Origin of the sequence: Cutibacterium porci (assembly GCF_009696315.1) — a bacterium.
GTDB classification, from domain to species: domain Bacteria; phylum Actinomycetota; class Actinomycetes; order Propionibacteriales; family Propionibacteriaceae; genus Cutibacterium; species Cutibacterium porci.
In genome coordinates this window covers 382097-403322 of the sequence record NZ_VUMG01000003.1, presented here as the reverse complement: position 1 = coordinate 403322, position 21226 = coordinate 382097, and the positions used below count along the sequence as shown (strand labels likewise).

General features: G+C 59.0%; 19 protein-coding genes. 13 read left to right on the top strand and 6 right to left on the bottom strand.

Annotated features, from left to right (window positions below):
* Nucleotides 1-127 precede the first annotated feature (127 nt).
* The 3 genes from FYJ43_RS09330 (at nucleotide 128) to FYJ43_RS09320 (ending at nucleotide 3211) form a co-directional block, all read left to right on the top strand.
* Nucleotides 128-1318, top strand: coding sequence for an Nramp family divalent metal transporter (locus FYJ43_RS09330; RefSeq protein ID WP_154564505.1), 1191 nt, complete (start codon nucleotides 128-130; stop codon nucleotides 1316-1318).
* 120 nt (nucleotides 1319-1438) lie between these two features.
* Nucleotides 1439-2383: a fructose bisphosphate aldolase gene (locus FYJ43_RS09325; RefSeq protein WP_195839949.1), complete on the top strand. Its 945-nt coding sequence runs from the start codon at nucleotides 1439-1441 to the stop codon at nucleotides 2381-2383.
* Between the two features lie 75 nt (nucleotides 2384-2458).
* Complete coding sequence (locus FYJ43_RS09320; RefSeq protein WP_326833525.1) at nucleotides 2459-3211, top strand: HAD-IIB family hydrolase; 753 nt, start codon at nucleotides 2459-2461, stop codon at nucleotides 3209-3211.
* Nucleotides 3212-3217: 6 nt separating this feature from the next.
* On the opposite strand, the gene brnQ is transcribed toward FYJ43_RS09320, so the two are convergent.
* Nucleotides 3218-4573, bottom strand: a complete 1356-nt coding sequence (brnQ, locus tag FYJ43_RS09315) for a branched-chain amino acid transport system II carrier protein (RefSeq protein WP_154564114.1) — start codon at nucleotides 4571-4573, stop codon at nucleotides 3218-3220.
* A gap of 162 nt (nucleotides 4574-4735) precedes the next feature.
* Between brnQ and FYJ43_RS09310 the strand changes: the two genes are divergently transcribed.
* From FYJ43_RS09310 to clpB, 4 genes are all read left to right on the top strand, one after another.
* Nucleotides 4736-5716 carry a carbohydrate ABC transporter permease gene (locus FYJ43_RS09310; protein WP_326833524.1) on the top strand — a complete coding sequence of 327 codons (981 nt, stop codon included), beginning with the start codon at nucleotides 4736-4738 and terminating at the stop codon, nucleotides 5714-5716.
* Nucleotides 5713-6612 (top strand): carbohydrate ABC transporter permease, encoded by a 900-nt coding sequence (locus tag FYJ43_RS09305; protein ID WP_154564112.1) that lies wholly within the window; start codon nucleotides 5713-5715, stop codon nucleotides 6610-6612. Before FYJ43_RS09310 ends, FYJ43_RS09305 begins: the two co-directional genes overlap by 4 nt.
* Before the next feature lie 82 nt (nucleotides 6613-6694).
* Nucleotides 6695-8053 (top strand): ABC transporter substrate-binding protein, encoded by a 1359-nt coding sequence (locus FYJ43_RS09300; protein WP_326833523.1) that lies wholly within the window; start codon nucleotides 6695-6697, stop codon nucleotides 8051-8053.
* A gap of 182 nt (nucleotides 8054-8235) precedes the next feature.
* On the top strand, nucleotides 8236-10809 hold the full coding sequence (clpB, locus tag FYJ43_RS09295; protein ID WP_154564110.1) for an ATP-dependent chaperone ClpB: 2574 nt from the start codon (nucleotides 8236-8238) through the stop codon (nucleotides 10807-10809).
* A gap of 40 nt (nucleotides 10810-10849) precedes the next feature.
* Here clpB and FYJ43_RS09290 read toward each other — a convergent pair whose 3' ends face one another.
* Nucleotides 10850-12970: a LamG-like jellyroll fold domain-containing protein gene (locus FYJ43_RS09290; protein ID WP_326833522.1), complete on the bottom strand. Its 2121-nt coding sequence runs from the start codon at nucleotides 12968-12970 to the stop codon at nucleotides 10850-10852.
* Nucleotides 12971-13161: 191 nt separating this feature from the next.
* Complete coding sequence (locus tag FYJ43_RS09285) at nucleotides 13162-13539, bottom strand: YchJ family protein (protein WP_154564108.1); 378 nt, start codon at nucleotides 13537-13539, stop codon at nucleotides 13162-13164.
* Between the two features lie 103 nt (nucleotides 13540-13642).
* Between FYJ43_RS09285 and FYJ43_RS09280 the strand changes: the two genes are divergently transcribed.
* From FYJ43_RS09280 to FYJ43_RS09270, 3 genes are all read left to right on the top strand, one after another.
* Nucleotides 13643-14683: a glycine betaine ABC transporter substrate-binding protein gene (locus FYJ43_RS09280; RefSeq protein ID WP_154564495.1), complete on the top strand. Its 1041-nt coding sequence runs from the start codon at nucleotides 13643-13645 to the stop codon at nucleotides 14681-14683.
* On the top strand, nucleotides 14680-15477 hold the full coding sequence (locus tag FYJ43_RS09275; RefSeq protein ID WP_154564106.1) for a spermidine synthase: 798 nt from the start codon (nucleotides 14680-14682) through the stop codon (nucleotides 15475-15477). The genes FYJ43_RS09280 and FYJ43_RS09275 overlap by 4 nt, the downstream gene beginning before the upstream one ends.
* Before the next feature lie 169 nt (nucleotides 15478-15646).
* Nucleotides 15647-16132, top strand: a complete 486-nt coding sequence (locus FYJ43_RS09270; protein WP_195839970.1) for a hypothetical protein — start codon at nucleotides 15647-15649, stop codon at nucleotides 16130-16132.
* 26 nt (nucleotides 16133-16158) lie between these two features.
* On the opposite strand, the gene FYJ43_RS09265 is transcribed toward FYJ43_RS09270, so the two are convergent.
* Nucleotides 16159-16887, bottom strand: a complete 729-nt coding sequence (locus FYJ43_RS09265) for a VTT domain-containing protein (RefSeq protein ID WP_154564104.1) — start codon at nucleotides 16885-16887, stop codon at nucleotides 16159-16161.
* Between the two features lie 113 nt (nucleotides 16888-17000).
* Here FYJ43_RS09265 and FYJ43_RS09260 point away from each other — a divergent pair, with 113 nt between their 5' ends.
* From FYJ43_RS09260 to fbaA, 3 genes are all read left to right on the top strand, one after another.
* Nucleotides 17001-17588 carry a TrmH family RNA methyltransferase gene (locus FYJ43_RS09260; protein WP_195839948.1) on the top strand — a complete coding sequence of 196 codons (588 nt, stop codon included), beginning with the start codon at nucleotides 17001-17003 and terminating at the stop codon, nucleotides 17586-17588.
* Nucleotides 17589-17729: 141 nt separating this feature from the next.
* The gene (locus FYJ43_RS09255; RefSeq protein WP_326833555.1) at nucleotides 17730-18212 is read left to right on the top strand and encodes a hypothetical protein; all 483 of its coding nucleotides are present in this window, start codon (nucleotides 17730-17732) and stop codon (nucleotides 18210-18212) included.
* Nucleotides 18213-18321: 109 nt separating this feature from the next.
* Nucleotides 18322-19347, top strand: coding sequence for a class II fructose-bisphosphate aldolase (gene fbaA / locus FYJ43_RS09250; protein ID WP_154564102.1), 1026 nt, complete (start codon nucleotides 18322-18324; stop codon nucleotides 19345-19347).
* Nucleotides 19348-19401: 54 nt separating this feature from the next.
* Here the strand turns inward: fbaA and FYJ43_RS09245 are convergent, their stop codons facing one another.
* Nucleotides 19402-19833 (bottom strand): hypothetical protein, encoded by a 432-nt coding sequence (locus FYJ43_RS09245; RefSeq protein ID WP_326833554.1) that lies wholly within the window; start codon nucleotides 19831-19833, stop codon nucleotides 19402-19404.
* Nucleotides 19834-20346: 513 nt separating this feature from the next.
* Nucleotides 20347-21192: a sulfurtransferase gene (locus tag FYJ43_RS09240; protein ID WP_154564098.1), complete on the bottom strand. Its 846-nt coding sequence runs from the start codon at nucleotides 21190-21192 to the stop codon at nucleotides 20347-20349.
* Between the last annotated feature and the right edge of the window lie 34 nt (nucleotides 21193-21226).

Below are 21226 nucleotides of genomic sequence, written 5' to 3'. Positions count from 1 at the left end.
GGTGCGGAGCATCCTTCCATCGGTGGATTTTTCGACGGCTCAGCCCAGTCTCGGGGCAGCTGACAGATGTGACGCCTTTGTGTGAAGGAGACATGATGGCGTTGTGAGCAGTCGGGTGATACGCCTTATGGGGCCAGCTTTCGTTGCTGCTGTGGCGTACGTCGACCCGGGGAACGTCGCCGCGAACCTCGCCGCAGGAGCTGGCTATGGCTATCTGCTGGTGTGGGTGCTCGTCGCTGCCAACATTATGGCGATGCTGGTGCAGTTTTTGTCTGCCAAGCTAGGGCTGGTTACCGGCCATTCCCTACCGGAACTTGTCGGTGAGGCACTGCCTCGGCGTGGTGGCCGTCTGGCTTACTGGTTTCAGGCTGAGCTCGTTGCCGCTGCCACCGATGTGGCAGAGATCATCGGTGGGGCCGTGGCCCTGCAACTGCTGTTCGGACTTCCGCTGCTCGTCGGCGGAGTGATTACCGGGGTGTTGTCGCTAGCGATTCTGGCAATCCCGTCACGTCATGGTCAACGCGCCTTCGAGATCGTCATTATTGGGATGCTTGTCGTCATCACCATAGGGTTTACCGCCGGTCTTGCCTTGTCGCCGCTGTCGTGGAGCGGGGTAGCGTCAGGCCTAATTCCCCGGTTCGAGGGCACCGAAACTGTCATGCTCGCCACGTCGATGTTAGGTGCTACCGTCATGCCGCACGCGGTGTACATGCACTCGTCTCTGGTGCGCGATCGCCATGGGGCTGACGGCAGGCCGCGACGGATCGCCACGCTGCTGCGGGCAACGCGATGGGATGTTGCGGTTTCCCTGGTGTTGGCTGGATCGGTGAATATCGCGATGCTGCTGTTGGCTGCGGCAAGTCTGCAAGGTGCCGAGGGTATTGACGGCATAGCTGAGGCCCATGCCGCTTTGAGTGACTCTCTGGGGCCGGCGGTGGGGCTTATTTTCGCGGTCGGGCTGTTCGCGTCGGGTTTGGCCTCCACCTCTGTCGGTGCCTATGCCGGAGCCGAGATCATGGCCGGACTTCTCCACATGAGGGTGCCGATGCTGGCCCGGCGACTCGTGACGATTATGCCTGCGTTGATCATTTTGGCATCAGGGGCAAATCCGACTCAGGCTCTTCTCTGGAGCCAGGTGTTGTTGAGTATGGGGTTGCCGTTCGCTTTGGTCCCGTTGGCCCGGTTTACTGCCAATCGGCGTCTGATGGGCCGGTGGGTGAATGGGCGCGTCATGGTTGTCGTAGCGTGGACCGTCGTGGCAGCAATCTCGGCTCTCAACGTGGTTCTCGTCGTCGAGACGGTCATGGCCGATCTCTAAATGACATTATCTAGCGGCACTCGAGGCCCAGAATTGTCATGCGTCGGGATAGATGAGGATTGTTCGGGGTTGGTACGAGATTCCTCGCAAAACCTTTCATGACCCACGTTTTCAGGTACGTTGGATTATGCCATCGAAGTCGAAGGAGATGTCGTCATGACAGCTACTGACGTGCGCGCCCAGCAGACTGAACGCATGGGCACTGCTCCCGGATTCATTGCCGCTCTGGACCAATCCGGCGGTTCGACGCCGAAAGCCCTCAAAGCGTATGGGGTCGAACCTGAGGTCTACGGAGACGATAAGGCCGCAATGTTTGATCTCGTCCATGAGATGCGCACCAGAATTATCACCAGCCCATCATTTACCAGCGACCACATTCTTGCAGCGATTCTGTTCGAGATGACGATGGATCGCGAAATTGAGGGCACCCCTACAGGTGACTATTTGTGGGAGAAGAAAGGCATCGTTCCCTTCCTCAAGATTGATAAGGGCTTGGCTGATGGGGATTCCCACGTACGCCTCATGAAACCGATCCCCGGCCTTGACGAATTACTGGCGCGTGCCGTCGAGGAGAAACATATCTTTGGCACCAAGGAGCGCTCCGTCATTCTTGATGACGATAAGGCCGGCATCGAGAAAATTGTTGACCAGCAATTCGAGCTTGGTGAGCAGGTTCGCGCCGCAGGCCTTGTGCCTATCCTTGAGCCCGAGGTAGACATCCACGCTCCGAATAAAGAAAAGGCCGAGGAGAGGCTGCACAGCCTTATCCGTGACCATATTGACTCTCTGCCGATCGACGCCAAGATCATGCTCAAATTGACGATCCCAAGCGCCGACGATCTGTACGCCGACTTCATCGCGGATCCGAAGGTTCTTCGCGTGGTCGCCCTATCTGGCGGATACTCCCGCGACGAGGCCAACATGAAACTGGCCCGTAATAAGGGGCTCATCGCGAGTTTCTCACGTGCTCTCGCTGAAGGGTTGAGCCACGATCAGTCTCAGGGGGAGTTCGACCAGACCCTGCGCAATTCGATCGATTCGATTTACGCTGCGTCGGTGTCCTGATCCTTGGACAACTTGATCCTTAACGGGCCCGCGAGGAAACTCACGGGCCCGCTGTCGTGCGTGTACAGTTCAGGCGTGATCTCCGAACTTGTCGCGTTTGATCTCGACGACACTTTAGCTCCCTCAAAATCTCGCCTTCCCGAGCAGATGGCCCGCACCGTAGCTCGCCTCCTTGACCATACGAGCGTGTGCGTCATCTCGGGTGGCCAATTCGGGCAATTTCGGACCCAGGTCGTCGAAGCTCTCGACGACGTCAACGCCTCCCGGCTGGACCGACTGCACCTACTGCCCGCCTGTGGCACCCAGTACTACCGCTATGGTGACGGTGAGTGGCAGCGCATTTACATCGAGGCCTTGACTGACGATGAAAAGTCCCGCGCCACGGATGCCGTTGAGACGTGCGCCCGCGCCCTCGGGTTGTGGGAGGAACACACCTGGGGCCCGGTGCTGGAAGACCGCGAGTCGCAGATCACTTTTTCCGCGCTAGGGCAGCAGGCACCGGTTGAGGCGAAGAGGGCGTGGGATCCCAGCGGCGAGAAGAAACTCAGATTGCGTGAAGCGGTTGCTGCGAAGCTCCCCGACCTCGAAGTGCGTGCCGGGGGATCGACCTCTGTGGACATCACCCGAGTCGGTCGTGACAAATCGTTCGGCATCGCCAAGCTGCTTGAAATGACGGGCCTTTCCAAGGCGGACGTGGTGTTCTACGGCGATCGGCTAGACGAGCACGGCAACGATTACCCCGTCAAGGCGATGGGGGTTCCGTGCGTCGCGGTCACCGACTGGCACGACACCCTGGCCAAGCTCGAAGATCTGCTCTCGCACGCCTAAAGCTCCTCAGCTGCTGGTACCCCAACGGCGCGAGCGTCCCGAAACGAGGCTGACTGCCCACCCGACGGCAAGACCAATAATGGCGGGAAGGGCCCAACCGAGACCGTCGGAGGCCCAGGGCAGGATCGCGTCGGCGGCACGGGTCATGGCGCGGGTTGCCGCCCCCTGGACGGGCAAGGAGCGCGCAAGATCGGGCAGGGCGGCCAAGACGACACATCCAGTCATGACGCGGTGGGGAATGCGGCTGCTGCCTAGCCACGGATCAAGCAACCCCAAAATAATCGTCGTGATCGCTAACGGATAAAGGAACATGAGGACCGGGGTGGACCAGGCGATAATCGTCGTCAGGCCGGCATTGGCGATGACAGCCGACCCCACGCTAAAGATAACCACCCAGAGTCGAACCGATGGCCCGGCCGGGAACATGCGGCGAAAAATCTCGGCACACGCCACGATCAAGCCGATCGCTGTCTTGAGACAGGCGACCAGCACAATTGCAGCTATGAGAGCTTGACCTGCCGCTCCGTAATAGTGACGTGAGACCCCGGCTAAAACGGCACCGCCATTGTCGGCGTGCGGAACAGCGACGGTGGATGTGCGACCAAGCCAAGCCAGGGACACATAGACGAGGGTGAGCGGGATGGCGGCGATGAGCCCGGCACGGATTGTCATGCGGGTGACGTCGTGGCGGCTCGTCAAGCCACGTCGATTGATCGCCTCAACGATGACGATGGCGAATGCTAGGGATGCTAGCGCGTCCATGGTGTTGTAGCCGTCCAGAAATCCCCGCATGAAGACCTGGTGATCGTACGGCGGCTCGGGAGGGCGCGCGGTGGTTGGCATGGGGTAGATCAGGGTTGCCGCGATGAGGATAGCCAGTAGGGCTAGAAAGAGTGGCGTCAGGTAGCGCCCTACCCAGTCCATCAGCTTTCCGGGTTTGAGCGCGGCGACTAGAGCGAGGGTGAAGAACGCGACGGTGAAGATGGGCAGTGCCACGCCGTCGCTGTGGAGGACGGGAGCCACACCGACTTCGTAAGAGACGGTGGCCGTCCTCGGGATGGCGAATGCTGGACCAATCGTCAAATACAGCAGGCAGGTGAAAATCGTGGCATATGTAGGGGACACCCGCGAGGTCATGTCATGGACACTTGAGCATCCCGACACCGCAGAGGAGATGATGGCCACGATGGGGATTCCGACTGCGGTGACGAGGAATCCTGCGCCAGTCACGGTGGCGTTGGGGCCAGCGAGACGCCCGAGCTCGACGGGGAAGATGAGGTTTCCCGCACCGAAAAACAGCCCGAATGTCATCAGCCCGATGAGGAGGGCCGTATGTGTGGGTGCGGTTCGCAGATCGGACATAGGCAATATCTTGCCAGGGTGGTGCACATCGCTGTCGCGGTGGCCTTTCCCACACATGCGGATGAGAGTTCATCTGGCCGACCGATTCGCGTCATCTCGCACTCGGAACGGGGTCATGTCGCCCTCCTAACCTCCTCGTGTTGCCCACATGGAGGGACTGGGGTGAATATCGGAGTTGACGATGCCGTACCGGCAATTTCGTACACCGCGACGGCTTCGGCCACACGTCGGGCGTCAGACCACACAGCTGCCATTCCGCCCTCAACCCGGCGGTCAAGAACGCGGCGGGAAGCTCTCCTGTTCGTGGCTTTTGTGGCTCCAAACGCGATTCTTATTGCGCTATTCGTCTACCGGCCATTCTTTCTCAATATCTACTATTCCGCCCTTGACTGGACCCTTGGTTCTGCCAACGCGACGTGGGTAGGCCTCCAGAATTACAAGGAGTTTCTCACCCGAGACGCAGGGACGGTCCTGACGACGACTGCTATCTTCACGGTCGCCACTGTGGGGCTATCAATGCTCATCGGCCTGGGATTAGCCGTCGTCCTCAACCGTCAGCTAGTGGGACGCAATGCCGCTCGGGCGATCGTCTTCGCCCCGTACGTGCTTTCGGGTGTCGGCATCGGCATGGTGTGGACGTTCATCTTTGACCCGGTCACTGGCGTGCTGTCAGCGATTCTGCGGGATGCACGGCTGCCAGTTCCCCAGTGGTTTAACAGCCCGCGGCTGGCCCTTGTGATGGTCATCATCGTCTACGTCTGGAAGAACCTCGGCTACTGCGCTGTCATCTACCTGGCAGCATTACAAGGGGTGCCGCGTGACCTGCTTGAAGCGGCCGCCCTCGATGGTGCCTCCCGTCATCGCACGTTCACGTCGGTGGTGTGGCCGCTGCTGTCCCCGACGACCTTCTTCCTCACCTTGACGACGATGCTGTCGTCCCTGCAAGCCTTCGACATCATCAAGATCATGACTCCGTTGGGGCAGGGCACCTCAACTCTGATGTATTCCTCGTACATTCAGGCCTTCGGGACGTACAACCGTGCCGGATATTCGGCTGCCCAGTCGACAATCCTCGTCGTCATTTTGCTCATCTTGACCGTCATCCAGATGCGTTTTCTCGAAAGGCGGGTCCACTACTCATGAGCCTAAACGCTGCTGTTCGTCGCGCGGCGATCACTCGACCACGCCGCGTCGACGAGTCTGTTGTTGGGACGCAGAGTGGCGTCGCCAAGGTATTTACCGGATATCTTCCAATGACTGTTGCAACCCTTATCGTGGTGCTTCCGCTGTTGTGGATGGTGTTGGGATCGTTCAAAACCCCTTCCGAGATTGTGGCTCAAGATGTCGTTTGGTGGCCTCACCATTGGGCTTTTGATGCTTATCGTCAGGCGTCGCGCGCGATCAACTTTCCACGGTTATTCCTCAATACCGTCATTGTCACAGTCATTGGTGCGACGGTGAAACTAGTCCTTGCCTGCACTAGTGCCTATGCGTTTGCCTTCCTGCGCTTCCCAGGACGCAACATCATCTTCGTTCTGGTTCTGGTGGCCCTTATGGTTCCTGCACAGGTCTCGTTGGTCCCTAATTACGTGCTCATTTCCCAGCTGGGCGGCGTCAACAGCTATTGGGGCATCATCGTGCCCGGGCTTGGCACGGCGTTCGGCACGTTTTTATTGAGGCAGCATTTTCTGTCGCTGCCCGTCGACGTGATGGAGGCAGCCGAGATGGACGGTGCTGGGCACCTCACCCGCCTATGTCGGATGGTGATTCCGATGTCTACTCCGGCGATTGCCACCGTCGCGCTGGTGACGATTGTTGATGAGTGGAACAACTACATTTGGCCGCTCGTTATCACCTCTGATACCTCACGAATGGTGTTGCCGGTGGGGTTAACTGCGCTACAAGCGGTTGACTCCGACGCTGGTGTCTACCCCGTTCTCATGGCAGGTGCGGTGTTCGTGATTGTGCCGATTTTGGTCGTTTTTGTCTTACTCCAGCGATATCTCGTCGCCGGTCTTACCCAGGGGGCAGTCAAGTAATCCCTCAATCACATCCGACTCGTCACACCTAGATCGATCTAACCGATTCACACAAACCGATCCGTGCAAGGAGAGCATTACTGTGTCTGATCTCAACCCCATCAGCCGGCGTCGGCTGATGACCATGGCGGCCCTTGGAGTCGGGGCCCTTGGTCTGGCAGCCTGTTCGGGGCCTTCATCTGTCAATTCTCAGGGGAGCAGTACGGGCGCTTCCGCGATTGACTTTTCGGGTGTCAAACCGGCTTCCGAGATTACGTTCTGGACGAATAACCCTGGCGGATCCGGTGACGTCACATCGAAGATCTGCACCGACTTCAAGGCTAAGGAGGGCATCGCCGTCAGGATCGTGCCGGCTGGTTCCTCATATGAGGAGGTCGCGCAGAAATTCCAGACTGCCCTCACCGGCCAGGACACCCCAGACGTCATCATCGGATCAGATGTGTGGTGGTTTCGCTACTACATGCAAGATGCCATCATCCCTCTCGACGATGTGCTAAAAGCCGCCAAGGTTGATGTCACGGCCTACCGCAAAGGGCTGATTGACGACTACCGGTACAAGGACCATCTGTACGCTCTACCTTTCGCACGCTCAACGCCGTTGTTCTACTACAACAAGAGCCATTTCAAGGCTGCTGGTCTGCCTGATCGTGCTCCCCGAACGTGGGATGAGTGGAGGACCTGGGCTGGCAAGCTCCAAAACGCCAAGACGGGTGCTCAGTACGCCTATCAGTTCCCATCGGTGACCGATTACGCCGGTTGGACCTTGCAGAACATTTTGTGGGGCTACGGTGGTGGATGGTCCAAGAAAGATTCGTTTGACATCACCTGCGATTCTGACAACTCCATCCAGGCCCTAACCTTCGTGCGTGACGCTGTCCTCACCGACAAGTGGGCCGGCGTCTCCTCTAACGAGTCCACCGATGACATGGCAGCCGGTGCGTGCTCTGCCACCATCGGCTCCACAGGATCGTTAGTCGGAGTGCAGAAAGCCGTAGGCAACAAGTTCGAGGTGGGTGTGGGCTTTTTGCCCGGTGGCCCTGTCACGACTCATTCGGTCTGCCCGACCGGCGGTGCCGGCGTAGCGATCTGCTCTCGCTCCAGTAAAGACAAGCAGCTTGCCGCCGCGAAGTTCATTGGCTTCCTCACCAACGCTGAGAACACTATTGATCTTTCCGCTGCAACTGGCTATATGCCGGTGTGCACCACCTCTGACACGTCGAAGCTGCTTAAGGAGAACCCGCTTATTGGCCAAGCCATTAAGCAGCTCGACGCTACCCGGCCGCAGGATTACGCCCGCGTCTTTGTGCCCGGAGGAGACCAGGAAATCGCCAAAGCCGTCGCCTCGGTGATCCAGCAGGGTGGAGAGCTCAAACCGACGATGTCGAAGCTGCGAGCGACCCTAGAAGGGATCTACACGAGTCAAGTTAAGCCGCACGTGTGAGTCACCGGGAGTCCAGCCATGTGCCCGTCTTGGTTGACGTGACTGGACTCTTCGGTGACTTTGCGGTGGGAGTGGAACAGCCTCGCTGGGATAGTTGAGTCGCAGTCACTCAACTTCACTTGACTGTATCCCGTTAGGGTTCATACTTGAGTCATAGCAACTCAACTTCAGTGAGGCATGTAATGGACACCAATCTCACCACAATGAGCCGTGACGCGGTCACCGCCGCTACTCGGCACGCATTGGCCCACGGGAACCCGTCCGTGGAGCCCTCGCATCTTCTTCACGCCCTCTTCACGATTCCGGACAACACTGTCAGCCCGCTGGTGGCTGGTTTGGGGATTGATCCCCAGCGGATTGACGCCATCGCCACCGCAGCGATGCGTTCCCTGCCCTCAAGTAGCGGTGCCTCGGTCACTCAGCCACAGCTGTCGGGGGCGTTCGCCCGAGTCATTGCCGATGCGCAAAACCGCGCCGAGGCCATGGGGGACGCCTTCGTTGCGACCGAGCACCTGCTCATTTCTCTTACAGCGGTCCCTTCTGATGTACAGAACGGCCTGACCGGGCTCGGCCTCAAGCCCGATTCCCTGACGGCAGCCTTTAACGAGGGGCGCGGAGACCGTCGCGTCACGTCTGAGGAGTCCGAGGGCGGCGAGTCGGCCCTCGCTAAGTATTCCGTTGACCTCACTGAGCGCGCCCGTGCCGGCAAGCTCGATCCCGTTATTGGACGCGACCAAGAGATTCGCCGTGTCGTCCAGGTGCTGGCGCGGCGCACCAAGAACAATCCGGTTCTTATCGGGGAGCCTGGCGTCGGTAAAACCGCCGTCGTGGAAGGACTGGCCCAGCGCGTCGTCGCCGGGGATGTGCCCGACTCTCTCAAAGGGCGACGCGTCGTTTCCCTGGATCTGTCGTCGATGGTCGCTGGCGCCAAGTATCGCGGCGAATTCGAGGAGCGCCTCAAGGCTGTCTTGAACGAGATTAAAGATGCCGAGGGGCAGATCATCACCTTCATTGACGAGCTGCACACTGTCGTTGGTGCCGGGGCCAGCGGTGAGGGTGCCATGGACGCCGGCAATATGCTCAAACCGATGCTGGCACGCGGGGAGCTGCGGATGATCGGTGCCACCACCCTCGACGAGTACCGCGAACACATTGAGAAAGACCCGGCCCTAGAGCGTCGTTTCCAGCAGGTCTTTGTCGGCGAGCCGTCAGTGGAAGATACCATCGCCATCTTGCGCGGTTTGCGTGAGCGCTACGAGGCCCACCACAAGGTGCGTATTACTGACGGTGCCCTCGTTGCGGCCGCCAGCCTATCTCATCGGTATATCACCGCTCGCCAGCTTCCTGACAAGGCCATTGATCTCATCGACGAGGCTGCATCTCGGCTGCGTATGGAGATCGACTCCTCCCCAGAGGAGATCGACACCCTGCGTCGCGAAGTCGACCGCATGAAGATGGAAATCTTCGCCGTCGAGAAGGAGGACGACCCGGCTAGCAAGCAGCGTCTAGAGAGGCTGCGCGCCGAGATGGCTGATAAAGAGGAGACCTTGCGTGGTCTGGAGGCTCGCTGGGAGGCCGAGAAGGCCAGCCTGAACGAGGTCGGTGAACTCAAGACGCGCATCGACCAGCTGCGGACTACGGCTGAGAAATACCAGCGTGAGGGCGATTTCGGTAAGGCGTCTGAAATTCTCTACGGCCAGATTCCGGCCTTGGAGAAGGAAGCCGAGGCGGCGAATAAGGCCGAGGAAGAGGGGACCCGGATGGTCTCTGAGGAGGTTGGCACCTCCGATATTGCTGAAGTCGTCTCTTCGTGGACTGGTATCCCCGTCGGGCGGATGATGCAGGGCGAGCAGGAGAAGCTGCTGCACATGGAAGAACGGCTGCACGAGCGCCTTATTGGCCAGGACCAAGCCGTCAAGACAGTTTCTGACGCGGTGCGCCGCTCCAGAGCAGGTATCTCTGACCCGAACCGTCCCACCGGGTCCTTCCTCTTCCTCGGCCCCACCGGCGTCGGCAAGACTGAACTGGCGAAGTCTCTAGCCCAGTTCCTCTTTGACGACGAGACCGCCATGGTGCGCATCGACATGAGCGAGTACATGGAAAAGCACTCCGTTTCGCGTCTGGTTGGCGCCCCTCCGGGTTATGTCGGGTATGAAGAGGGCGGCCAGCTCACCGAGGCCGTGCGACGCCGCCCATATTCGGTCATCCTGCTTGATGAGGTGGAAAAGGCTCATTCTGACGTCTTCAATATCTTGTTGCAGGTCCTTGACGACGGCCGCCTGACCGACGGACAAGGACGGACGGTGGACTTCCGTAACACCATCTTGGTGTTGACAAGCAACTTGGGTAGCCAGTTCCTCTCAGACGCGAACCTCGACGACCAGGCCAAGCGTGAAGCCGTCATGGCTGCGGTACGAAACGCGTTCCGCCCCGAGTTTTTAAACCGGCTCGACGATGTGGTGATGTTTGACCCGCTGACGATGGCCGATCTGGGGCGGATCGTCGAAACGAACCTGGCCAAGCTCAATTCTCGGCTGGCCGAGCGGCGGATGACCGTCGCCCTTACTGACGCCGGCAAAGACTGGTTGGCTATGGCCGGTTTCGATCCGGTTTATGGTGCCCGGCCGTTGCGTCGATTGATGCAGACGACGATGGAAGATCAGCTGGCACGACAGGTGCTGTCGGGGCATGTGCAGGAGGGTGACACGGTCACCTTTGATCTCAATGAGGTGGGTGACGGCTTGGTGATTCTGTGAGGTGCGAGTCCGCCCCGGCTCGACCCATCGCTGCACCGGCTCAGCGGCCGGTGTGCGGCAATGCGGTGGGTCGATGTCGGCGGTGTACGGTGCGCCCGCGGTGGGCCGAGGCTGCGCCCGCGGAATCCGAGGGAGCGGTTGCAGTTGCCGCCGGGGCTGTTTTGGACGGGATCGAGGTCGCCGATGTTGAGGGGGCCGGTGTGCTCTTCACTGCGCGGGCCGTCAGCCACTGCGTCGGGGTGGTTGGGTGGTCGATGAGACGGGTCTCCCCGATAAGTCCAAGGAATCCCTTGTCCATCGTGCCCGCGTAAACACTGCCGCCGATGATCCATGGCTTGTCGTCGAATCCGTTGATGCCGTGTGCCGACCCTTGTGTGCCGTAGGTATTGCGTAGCATCGGTACGCCGTTGACATACATGACGACCGAGCCCTCGGTCGGATCGTCGACGATGGCGATGTGGTACCACTTGCCGAGGTCGACATCACCGGACCAATTAGAGTAACCGAACCCAATCGGGCTGATGGTGGTGAACGCCCACTGGAACTCTTTAAGACTCGAGACGGCTCCGGCCATCGGTGGCTCGTCACGGTCGTCGGTATCAGTCCCAGGCACGTTGAAGTTGGGCAGCTCTTCACGCCTGCCCCCACGACATACAAAGGCGCACCAATAGTTGTCTGAGCTGTACTTTTTGTCGATCATGACGAAGGTTTCGAAGGTATACCCGTGCGCCAGACGCTCCTTATTGACGGGGGCATCGGCGGCTGTGGCGAAGTACGAGAAATTTCCCTTCGACGCCGGGGTGAGTTTCACTGCGTAACCCCCGGAGCTGTATTTCATGTGGCTGTCGACCAGGGACGCAGAGTTGGGGGCATGTCCGGCCACGACGAGGTGCATGTCGTTGTGGTTGCCGGAGATGTCCTTCTCGATGAGTCGACCGTCAATGACCATTGGCCGCCAGTGGGCGACGGTCCCTGGCACCGTGGGGTAGTCCTCCTCGTTGGCTGGCTCGATCAGTGGTAGGGCGGCGACAGGGGTGAAGCTGCTGCGTAGGTGCTCGCGAAGGGCCGTGGTGGCTGAGGGCACTGAGCCTTGGGGGTGGAAGTCGGCTCCGAAGCTGGCGAATCGGGACGCGAAGTCGAAGGTCGTCGTCCATGTGTCGCCTGGCCCTTCCAGTAAGGCGCGGTCCAGGGAGTTCGCTTTGGAGCCCTTGAGTGGTACCCACGGAGAGAAGGCTGTCTGCGACAACTGGTTGTGGGTGAAGTCGAACTCCATGAGTGCCATGAGGCCGTTGCCACCCTGGTAAGCCATCTGGTAGTCGAGGAGCTGCTGGAACACTGGGTGACCTGCGTCATTGGTGAGGATCCGGTTTGTGGCTCCGTGGTGGTGGCCGTTGATGGTGAGAAAGACCTGGTCGTAGGAGCGTATGAGACGGTCCCAGATCCGCTGGCCAAAGTCGGTCGACAAGGCGGTACCGTCGGCAGAGATGTCGATGATCTGGTGAGTCGTGATGATTGTCGGCACGGTGCGATGGGCCTGCAGCACGCTTTCGGCCCAGTCTAGGTCGGCGGAATCGGACCCCCATGGCAGGTTGACGGCCATCATCGGCACACCGGCGACGTCGAACTGGTGCCAGTTTGATAATCCGCTGGGTCCCATTCCCCGGAAGCTCGGTGACGTCTTCTGGCGAGACGGCGGAAACCAGGCACGGTAGTAGGTGAAGTCGTCAGCGACGTCGTGGTTGCCGGGAATAATTGAGTACGGCGTTCGGGCGTCGTCCATGATCTTCATAGCGCGGGAGGCGACGACGTACTGGTCCTCGTGACCCTTGCCAGATTGGTCAGCCACGTCACCAAGGTGGTGAGTCATTGCGATCCGATACTTCTCAGTGTTGTCAACGATCCACGCGGTCTGGCAGTCGTAGGGGTTCGGTAGGCCGGGGTATTGCTTGGCGAATAGGTCGGCGCCGGCGACGCCGTAACGGGAATAGAACTGTGTGTCGGGCAGCACAGCGATGCATCCGCGGGCTCCAAGCCGCCCGTCGACGCTGCCGGTGGTTGTGTACGGGGCCGCGCCGGCTGGCCATCCCTTGACGGCGGCCACTCCGGTCAGGGTAATGAAAGCTCCACCCAAGATGAGGCGGCGACGACTGAGTGACGGCACTGTAGGGCTCCTTGACGCTGGTAGCTAGACGTTTCTTTGTACCTTCGATCGCCATCACAGCGGTGCCACAGGACGGTGACGCCACAGATCCATGAACGCTGGATGGCGAAAGGACGAACAGTTGGGGGACTAGTTCGGTCCAGGTGTGGCCCATGAAAAAGCGGTAGAGAAAAACCCCGGGACGTGAGCGTCTAGTCAATATCTCCGTCGACGTACATCCAGCGGCCTGCGCGACGCTGGAAACGGGACACTTCATGGAGGACCTCGTGGCGTTTACCTACTTGATATGAGGCGCGATATTCCACTACTCCTGTGGTATCGCCTGGCTGGCCTTGTGTGGTGGATAGGATTTGTAGCTTCGTCCATTTCAGGCCCTGTGCGTCAACGACATCAGGGCGGGTTCTCGGGTGCCACGTAGCCCACAGGTGGTTCCACCGTCCCAGAGCGTTTGCGGTGTAGCGCGACCTCATGAGCGCTTCAGCGGTCTCGGCGCGACGAGGGTCGTCGAGGATCGGTCCGCAGCATTGGTCATAATTTCGTCCTGATCCGCAGGGACACAATGTGGTCATGACTCAAGCATCCCAGGCCGGGCGTCGAGGGGTGCGGACTACAGTCAGGACGGGCCTTCCGGGGCAGCTCGGTGGGCCCGTGTCGCGGGAGGATGGGAGATGGATGATGCGTAGTGCGGTAGCTAAGGTGCTTATGGCAGGCCTGATTGGGCTGGGGATTGCTGGGTGTTCCGGTGCTGCTGGGGCTTACAACAGCAGCGAGGAGGCGGCCAACGCATCGAAGCCGGGGGCTGAGTCGACTCCGGTAGCCCATGCTGGAGCTACGCCTGACCAGAAATGGACCCACTGCGCCCCGGGCGCGCGTTCCAAGGACATCACGGCGATGAAGCCCGATACCAACACCACGCTGACGATCGGTGCGTTCAACGGCTGGGACGAGTCGTGGGCGACGGCAGGGCTCATTAAACAAGTTCTTACAAAAGATGGATACACCGTCACTATCAAAGGATTCGACGCCGGAGTTGGGTATCAAGCAACTGCTGACGGCGACATCGACATCATCACTGATTCTTGGCTTCCAGTAACCCAGGCTGGTTACATTCGCAAATATGGACCGCAGTTGGAGAATCTTGGATGTTGGTACGATAACGCGAAACTCACCATTGCTGTGAATAAGGATTCGCCAGCGCATTCTATCGCGGATCTAAAGAAAACTGGTAGTGCTTATGGAAATGTCATTTATAGCATCGAACCAGGCGCTGAGATGACGAAAACTATAGCTAACCAAACACTGCCGATGTACGGGTTATCGAATATTAGCCTCAAGACCTCATCGACGCCGGCAATGCTTGCCCAACTTCAAAAATCGACCAAGGCGGGCAGTAACGTCGCGGTTACACTGTGGCGGCCTCACTGGGCCTACGATGCCTACCCGGTACGTGATCTTGATGATCCCAAGAATGCTATCTCTAATGCCGAACTCATTTACAGCTTTGGTCGGCCCGGATTTGAGAAGGACCATCCTAAAGCTGCCCAGCTCGTCCAGAATCTCGCAATCGACGACGCCCACCTATCGAGTCTTGAGCATCTTATGGTCGATACCACTAAGCGCGGTGGCCAGACCGACACTGCCATATCGACATGGATGGCTGACAATCCGGACTGGGTTAAAGGCTGGCTGTCCGGAAAACTGAGGTCTCGATGAATCGGCTTTTCCCCGACGCCGACGGGGCATGGATCGTGCGCGTTGATGGCGCGGATCAATCGTGGATCGATCTGGACGATCCCACTCGCTTGGAATTCGACTACATGAAGCGTATTGCCGACCATCTCGACGTTCACCGTCCAGCGGGTGAAAGGATGCGCGTCATCCATGTAGGCGGGGCTGGTATGTGCTTAGCCAGATATGTTGCGGCTACCCGTCCGACCAGCCCGCAGATCGTCTGTGAGCCTGATACTGAGCTGACGGCAGAGGTCCGCCTCAAGGCTCCGCTACCGGCGCGTTCCGGCATCAAAGTGCGCCCGGTAGATGGCCGGTCAGGGGTCGCGGCTATGCGCGAGGACTTCGCTGACGTCGTCATCCTTGACGCTTTCAAGGGTGCTCAGGTTCCTGGTGACCTCGTCACTGTCGAATTCTTTGCCGATGTATCTCGTATTCTGCACTCTGATGGCCTGGTGGTGGCGAACCTGGCTGATTCCGCACCCCTCACATGGACTAAACGAGTCGTGCGATCTGCTGAAACGGTCTTTTCCAGCGTGTGTTTGGCGGCAGAGTCGTCGACTCTCAAGGGCCGTCGTTACGGAAATATCATCCTGGCAGCATCTCACGGGCCACTCCACGATGAGGAGTTGGTGCGACGCTATAGCGGCGCGGCTTTCCCATTTCGGCTTATTACTGGTGATGCGCTGGCGAAGCTGTTAGCAGGTGCTCGTCCCTTCTGCGACGACGACACCGAGTCCTCGCCGGGTCCGCCGGGAGGGGCGACATTCTTCTCCTGACCGTCAACTGGTGAGCGGTGTTGATCTACGTTGCGAGCTAGCCAGACCCCTGCTGTCGTCATCGTCGGTTGTCGTCGTCGCGGTTGTCGTCAGGTGACATGATGTGACCATGACCCATTCGGCTTCTGAGGACACAGCTAGCTATCGCCACCTGCCGCCGCTGCCCGACATGCCTAAATCTATCGTCGCGGTACGGGTTATCGTCATCGGTTTATCGGCGATGTGGGTCGTGGTCGTCTGCGCATTGTGGGCGGCTGGGCGCAGCGAGAGCCAATCGACACTTGGGCCTATCCTTACCTCGTTCACGCTGGGGATGGATTCGGGAAGCTGGGCCGGTCATGTGCTTATGCCGGTGGCGGGTTGTGTCTTGACGATGACGATGGGTCGTGGCCACGCTATCGACCGCTATCTGTTCACGGTGCTCTCCCTCGGGTGGATGTGGTGGCTTTCTCGTGGCTCAGAGCTTATGGGAGGGCTTGGTGTCGTTGGGATTATGGCGGTCGCTGCGGTATTAACGACCGTCTGGAGCGCCCCTGTTAACAAGTGGATCAAGGCGATTGCTGAACGCGACATCGTCATCGCCAGCCCACCAGAGGAGGGCTGGCTGGAGCCGGGTCAGGCCCAGCCATGGCAAGCTGTAAGCCGTCCGCAGTGAATTGATTCCTCGAGGCGGTTTGGGTTTCACTCGGCGCGAGACCGTCGAGCGGCTTGTGGCTGGCTTGCCTGACCTTTGCGTCGTGCCTTCAGCCATTCGACACCCATCGGAAGCACCGACACGACGATGATGAGAATCAGAGCTGCCTCGAAGTTGTTCCGAACGACGGGGACCTGGCCAAGGAAATAGCCGGCCTGGACAGCGATGAGCACCCACAAGACGCCGCCGATGGCGGTGTAAGTGATGAACTTCCGGAATGTCATCCGCCCAACTCCAGCGATCATGGTGACGAAGGTACGCACGATGGGTACGAAACGGGCCAAGATGAGGGCGACGGAACCATGCTTGCGGAAGAATTCGTGAGTGGTGTCCACGTGTTTGGGGGAGAACACCTTACCCATGAATCCGTCCCGCTCCCGGAAAAGCTTCGGACCAACCAGATATCCAATCCAGTAGCCACAGATATTTCCCGCCACAGCGCAGATAATGAGGACTAGATTGACGATGATGAGGGTCGTCGCTGTAGACCCGTAATGGATCAAAGGGACGGTTGAGTTGACGCCAACGGCCGCAAACATTCCCAGCGCAAATAGCAGAGAGTCTCCGGGCATGAAGAACACGGCCAGGCCGCACTCGGCAAAGACGATGAGCGCGACGATCCACAATGCCGCAGCGCCGGCGCCTTGGATGATGGCCTGAGGGTCCATCCAGGCGGGGGTAAGCAGGGCGGGGAGGGTCATGAGGAGACTCGGCATGGGGCCAAGACTATCTTTGATCTGTGTGTGATCCGTCCCCTGATGAACTCGCTGACGCCCCTTCACTGCAGATTCCCAGCCATTTAGGGACTACGGTCGTAGGTGTCGGGCCGATGCCCAAACCGTGGCCCGATGATCCGAGACTCGATCCTGAACTGTTGGCCTCAGGGGACCGGCGCAATGTCATTGATCGGTATCGGTACTGGACGATGGAGGCGATCGTCGCCGACCTTGACGCGCAGCGGTGCCGGTTGCATGTGGCGATCCAGAATTGGGAACACGACTTCAACATTGGGTCGGTGGTGCGTACCGCTAATGCCTTTAACGTGTCAGCCGTTCATATCTTGGGGCGGCGTCGCTGGAATAGACGTGGAGCGATGGTAACCGACCGCTACCTGCACGTGTACCACCACCCTGACGTCCCCACCTTCCTGCAGTGGCTTGACGAGCACGGCGTCACACCCGTGGGAGTAGATAATTTGCCCGGATCGGTGCCACTTGAGACAGCTGAGCTGCCGCAAGATTGCTGCCTCGTGTTCGGGTCAGAAGGCCCCGGTCTCACCGACGAGGTCGTCGAGGGGTGCCAGCAGTTGGTAGCAATTACTCAGTACGGGTCGACGCGCTCCATGAATGCCGGCGCAGCTGCCGCGATTGCGATGTACGCCTGGACGACACAGTGGCGAAGGTCACCCACTGCCTGAGTGGGAAGAACCGGGACCCCCTAGGCTCGTGCTATGAGCACACAACCCAGCGAGGAACCACCGCAACTAGTCGTGGCCTTCAATCCAGTGCCTAGCGCCTCTCGGGTTGCCCATCACCACGCCACGAGATTTCGCTTGGCGGTGCAGACTCTCATCGTCGTCATCATTGGTGGCCTGCTGTGGGCACTGACGGCAGACGCTTTCAAGGTGTCGACGGTGATGTGGATGCTAGGGGCGTGGGTGGTGCTGTTCGTCGTGCTTTTCGTCATCCAGAATGTACGGCTGCACGCTGCCCGAAAGGATCTTCTCGATGTTGGGGAAGGCCCAGCGCTCATGGTGTGTTCGAGTGGTTTGTACCTGAGACGAGCATTGCGTTCGGGGTCGAAACAGTCCACGACGACGACCATGGATGAGGTTCACTGGGACGCGTTATCCGAGGTCAAGGTGGGGGGCTCGTCGATTGGGTCTGGCCCCAGCTTGGTCGTCAATGCCCAGGATGGCCGTCAGTGGGATGTTCCACTGTCGTGGCTCGATAGCCGGCAAACTGATATCGACTCCGCCATTGCAGCAGCGTCGGGCGGTCGCATTCGGGTGGAACAGGACGGTTCTGAAATCGCCGACTGAGGTGTGCTGCGCAGCACCTATGAGCGTGCTCGGCGCTGAGACTGACATCGAGAGGTGTCTGCGGAACAATGGTTCTTGTCAGCGCGAGTTCATAGAGGAAAGGCCAAACATGCCCATCGCAACACCCGAGGTCTACGGCGAGATGATTGACCGCGCGAAGAAACAGGGCTTCGCGTACCCGGCCATCAATGTGACCTCCTCCCAGACCCTCAATGCTGCTCTGCAGGGGTTCACTGAGGCGGGTTCCGACGGTATCGTCCAGATCTCTACCGGTGGCGCTGAGTACGCGTCCGGGCAGACGGTGAAGGACATGGTGACCGGCGCGGTTGCCCTCGCGGAATACGCCCACGTCGTTGCTAAGAAGTACCCAATCAATGTGGCTTTGCACACCGACCATTGCCAGAAGGAGAAGCTGGATAAGTACGTCAACCCGCTCATTGCTATTTCGCAAGAGCGCGTCGACAAAGGCCAGGATCCGCTATTCAACTCTCATATGTGGGACGGTTCGGCTATTGAGGTCGAGGAAAACCTGCAGATTGCCGAGGAGTTGTTGACGCGTACCTCGAAAGCCAAGCTCATCCTCGAGATTGAGGTTGGTGCTGTTGGTGGTGAGGAAGATGGCGTTACCGGCGAAATCAACGAGAAGTTGTACACCACCGTTGCCGACGGTATGCGTACCCTTGAAGTGCTGGGTCTAGGTGAAAAGGGGCGTTACACCACCGCCCTGACTTTCGGGAATGTCCATGGTGCTTATAAGCCGGGTTACGTCAAGCTGCGTCCGGAAATCCTCAAGGAAATCCAGGACGAGTGCGGCAAAAAGTACGGCAAGGAGAAGCCGTTCGATCTGGTCTTCCATGGTGGGTCGGGCTCAACTGCCCAAGAGATTGCCGATGCAGTGTCCTATGGCGTCATTAAGATGAATATTGACACTGATACCCAGTATGTGTTCTCGCGCCAGGTTGTCGAGCACATGTTCAAGAACTATGACGGCATGCTCAAGATCGACGGCGAGGTCGGCAACAAGAAGATGTACGACCCGCGTTCATGGGGCAAGAAGGCTGAGGCCGGCATGGCTGCCCGTATCGTTGAGGCATGCGAGCAGCTTGGCTCGAAGGGCACCTCGGTCAGCGCCTGAGTATGCCTGTGCAGAATCCCGGCCAGTCCTATGGTGAGGATTGGCCGGGATTCTTCATCGGTGCGATGGCAGTGGTGGGGGTGGAGTGCTGTTGGCCCGCACTGTTGCGTTCCAGTCGACGAGCCACTTTTCATCAACAGGGGTCATGATGACGGTCATGATTGGTTCTGCTGTCGAACGTGAATAGATGTCCGCTGATCGTGTTGGAAGAGGCCCCGCGGAAATAAGGATTCCTTCGTTTGGTCCGGCTTTGTCATCGTGGTAGGCCTTGAAAATGGCTTGGCCCCACTGCTCGGCTTTCTTGGAATGATCATCCCAGCCGGTATTGGGTGCGATGAGGCCCTGAATGCGGTTGTTGTCAATGGTGTCAGGGGTTGATATGGCCTCGGCGAAGTAGGCCGCTATGGCGACGTCATTTGGCTGAAGTTCGTCATCATGATGCTGCACTAGAAGCGTGCCTCCAATCCCGGCGGCAGCGGCCAGGATGGCACATAGAAGATGCGTTAAAACAGATTTCATGTTCATTGATCTGTCCAAGTTGTAGCTGAATTCATGCCAAGTGAAGTGTCCATGTTGCCCGTCCTAGGTGCTTCTTTTTCCCAGCTGAATTAACTTTCTATTGAAGCGCAAAGAATGGTATGTTGTGGGTGTCGGGGGAATGGGGCTAGCGTCAGCGTTGGCGGCATGAGCAGTAGCTATTGAGGTGGCTACCGTGAGGGCGAGGAAGGTTCTTCTGTGGATGGCCACTGCATTCTCCCCTCTGGAGTCGGAGTGTATCCCATGATGGGTATTAGTAGTATACAAGGAAAGACTAACGTGTGCTGCATATCGGGTGCTGCGTGGTGTTATTGATATGAGGATTTGGGGGTGTGCGATCACACTTTCCAGCCTGATGAGACGTCGGGTGGTGAACGTCAGTGCGTGGCGCTCCGCGATTGCGGTTGACTGGTGAGCCGTCATCTCGATGAGGGTGGTGCCCGAAGCAACCGTGGCGGTGACTCACGCGTCGGTGACGACTGGGGTATTACCAGGTCGCGCCCACTCGCTCCATGAACCGTCGTATATGCCGATGTCCTCGCGGCCGACCAAGGTGGCCGCCAGAGCAATAATGCAGGCCGTCACGCCCGAGCCACAGGTGGCAACGATCGGGCGATCTCCGGCGGCTCCGTCAATCAACTGCCGCAGTTCCTCAACTGGGCGAATTCGTCCATCAGCAATGATGTCGGTGTAAGGCAGATTTGTGGCAGTCGGCATGTGGCCCGATCGCAGTCCAGTGCGAGGCTCCGCAACCTTGCCCGCAAACCGTTCGGCTGACCGGGCGTCGACGATGCGAGGAGTAGTTGGGTCGTCGTTAGCGGCGATGATGCGCAGTACCTCATCTCGATCAATGATCGCCCCTGGTAGCGCTGTGAGGGTGACGGTGCCGGGCTCTGGGGCTGGAGTGATGTCAGTCGTGAGTCGTCCGCCGGCGGCGACCCAGCCGGCGTTTCCGCCTTCGAGGACGGACGCGTTGTTAAAACCACAGGCGTGCATCATCCACCATGGCCGGGCCGAGGCGAAGAGAAAATCGTCTTCGGTAACAATGACGTGGGAGTCATTGTTTACTCCCAATTTTCGTAATCGGTTCTGAAATTGCAGCAGTGACGGCATGGTGTGCGGAAGGCTCGATGACTGGTCACTCATCGAGCCATCAAGGTCGAAGGGTAAGGCGTGCGGAATGTGAGGCACTCCGGGCCGACATGGGGATACGTCGACGATGATGATGCGGTCGGCGTCGGGGCCGTCGACCAGTTCTGCCAGAGTCTTTGGGTCAACTACCGGGGTAGGGCATAAGGTCTCAGCCATGGTCGCATCATGTCACCGCAGCGAGGACCTGGAA

Excerpts from the sequence above, each read along its gene's own strand:
- FYJ43_RS09305 (WP_154564112.1), top strand. The coding sequence starts at position 5,713 with ATGAGCCTAAACGCTGCTGTTCGTCGCGCGGCGATCACTCGACCACGC.
- brnQ (WP_154564114.1), bottom strand. The coding sequence starts at position 4,573 with ATGTCCGATCTGCGAACCGCACCCACACATACGGCCCTCCTCATCGGG.
- FYJ43_RS09275 (WP_154564106.1), top strand. The coding sequence starts at position 14,680 with ATGAATCGGCTTTTCCCCGACGCCGACGGGGCATGGATCGTGCGCGTT.
- FYJ43_RS09265 (WP_154564104.1), bottom strand. The coding sequence starts at position 16,887 with ATGCCGAGTCTCCTCATGACCCTCCCCGCCCTGCTTACCCCCGCCTGG.
- FYJ43_RS09260 (WP_195839948.1), top strand. The coding sequence starts at position 17,001 with ATGCCCAAACCGTGGCCCGATGATCCGAGACTCGATCCTGAACTGTTG.
- fbaA (WP_154564102.1), top strand. The coding sequence starts at position 18,322 with ATGCCCATCGCAACACCCGAGGTCTACGGCGAGATGATTGACCGCGCG.
- FYJ43_RS09270 (WP_195839970.1), top strand. The coding sequence starts at position 15,647 with ATGCCTAAATCTATCGTCGCGGTACGGGTTATCGTCATCGGTTTATCG.
- FYJ43_RS09240 (WP_154564098.1), bottom strand. The coding sequence starts at position 21,192 with ATGGCTGAGACCTTATGCCCTACCCCGGTAGTTGACCCAAAGACTCTG.
- FYJ43_RS09280 (WP_154564495.1), top strand. The coding sequence starts at position 13,643 with ATGATGCGTAGTGCGGTAGCTAAGGTGCTTATGGCAGGCCTGATTGGG.
- FYJ43_RS09330 (WP_154564505.1), top strand. The coding sequence starts at position 128 with ATGGGGCCAGCTTTCGTTGCTGCTGTGGCGTACGTCGACCCGGGGAAC.
- clpB (WP_154564110.1), top strand. The coding sequence starts at position 8,236 with ATGGACACCAATCTCACCACAATGAGCCGTGACGCGGTCACCGCCGCT.
- FYJ43_RS09285 (WP_154564108.1), bottom strand. The coding sequence starts at position 13,539 with ATGACCACATTGTGTCCCTGCGGATCAGGACGAAATTATGACCAATGC.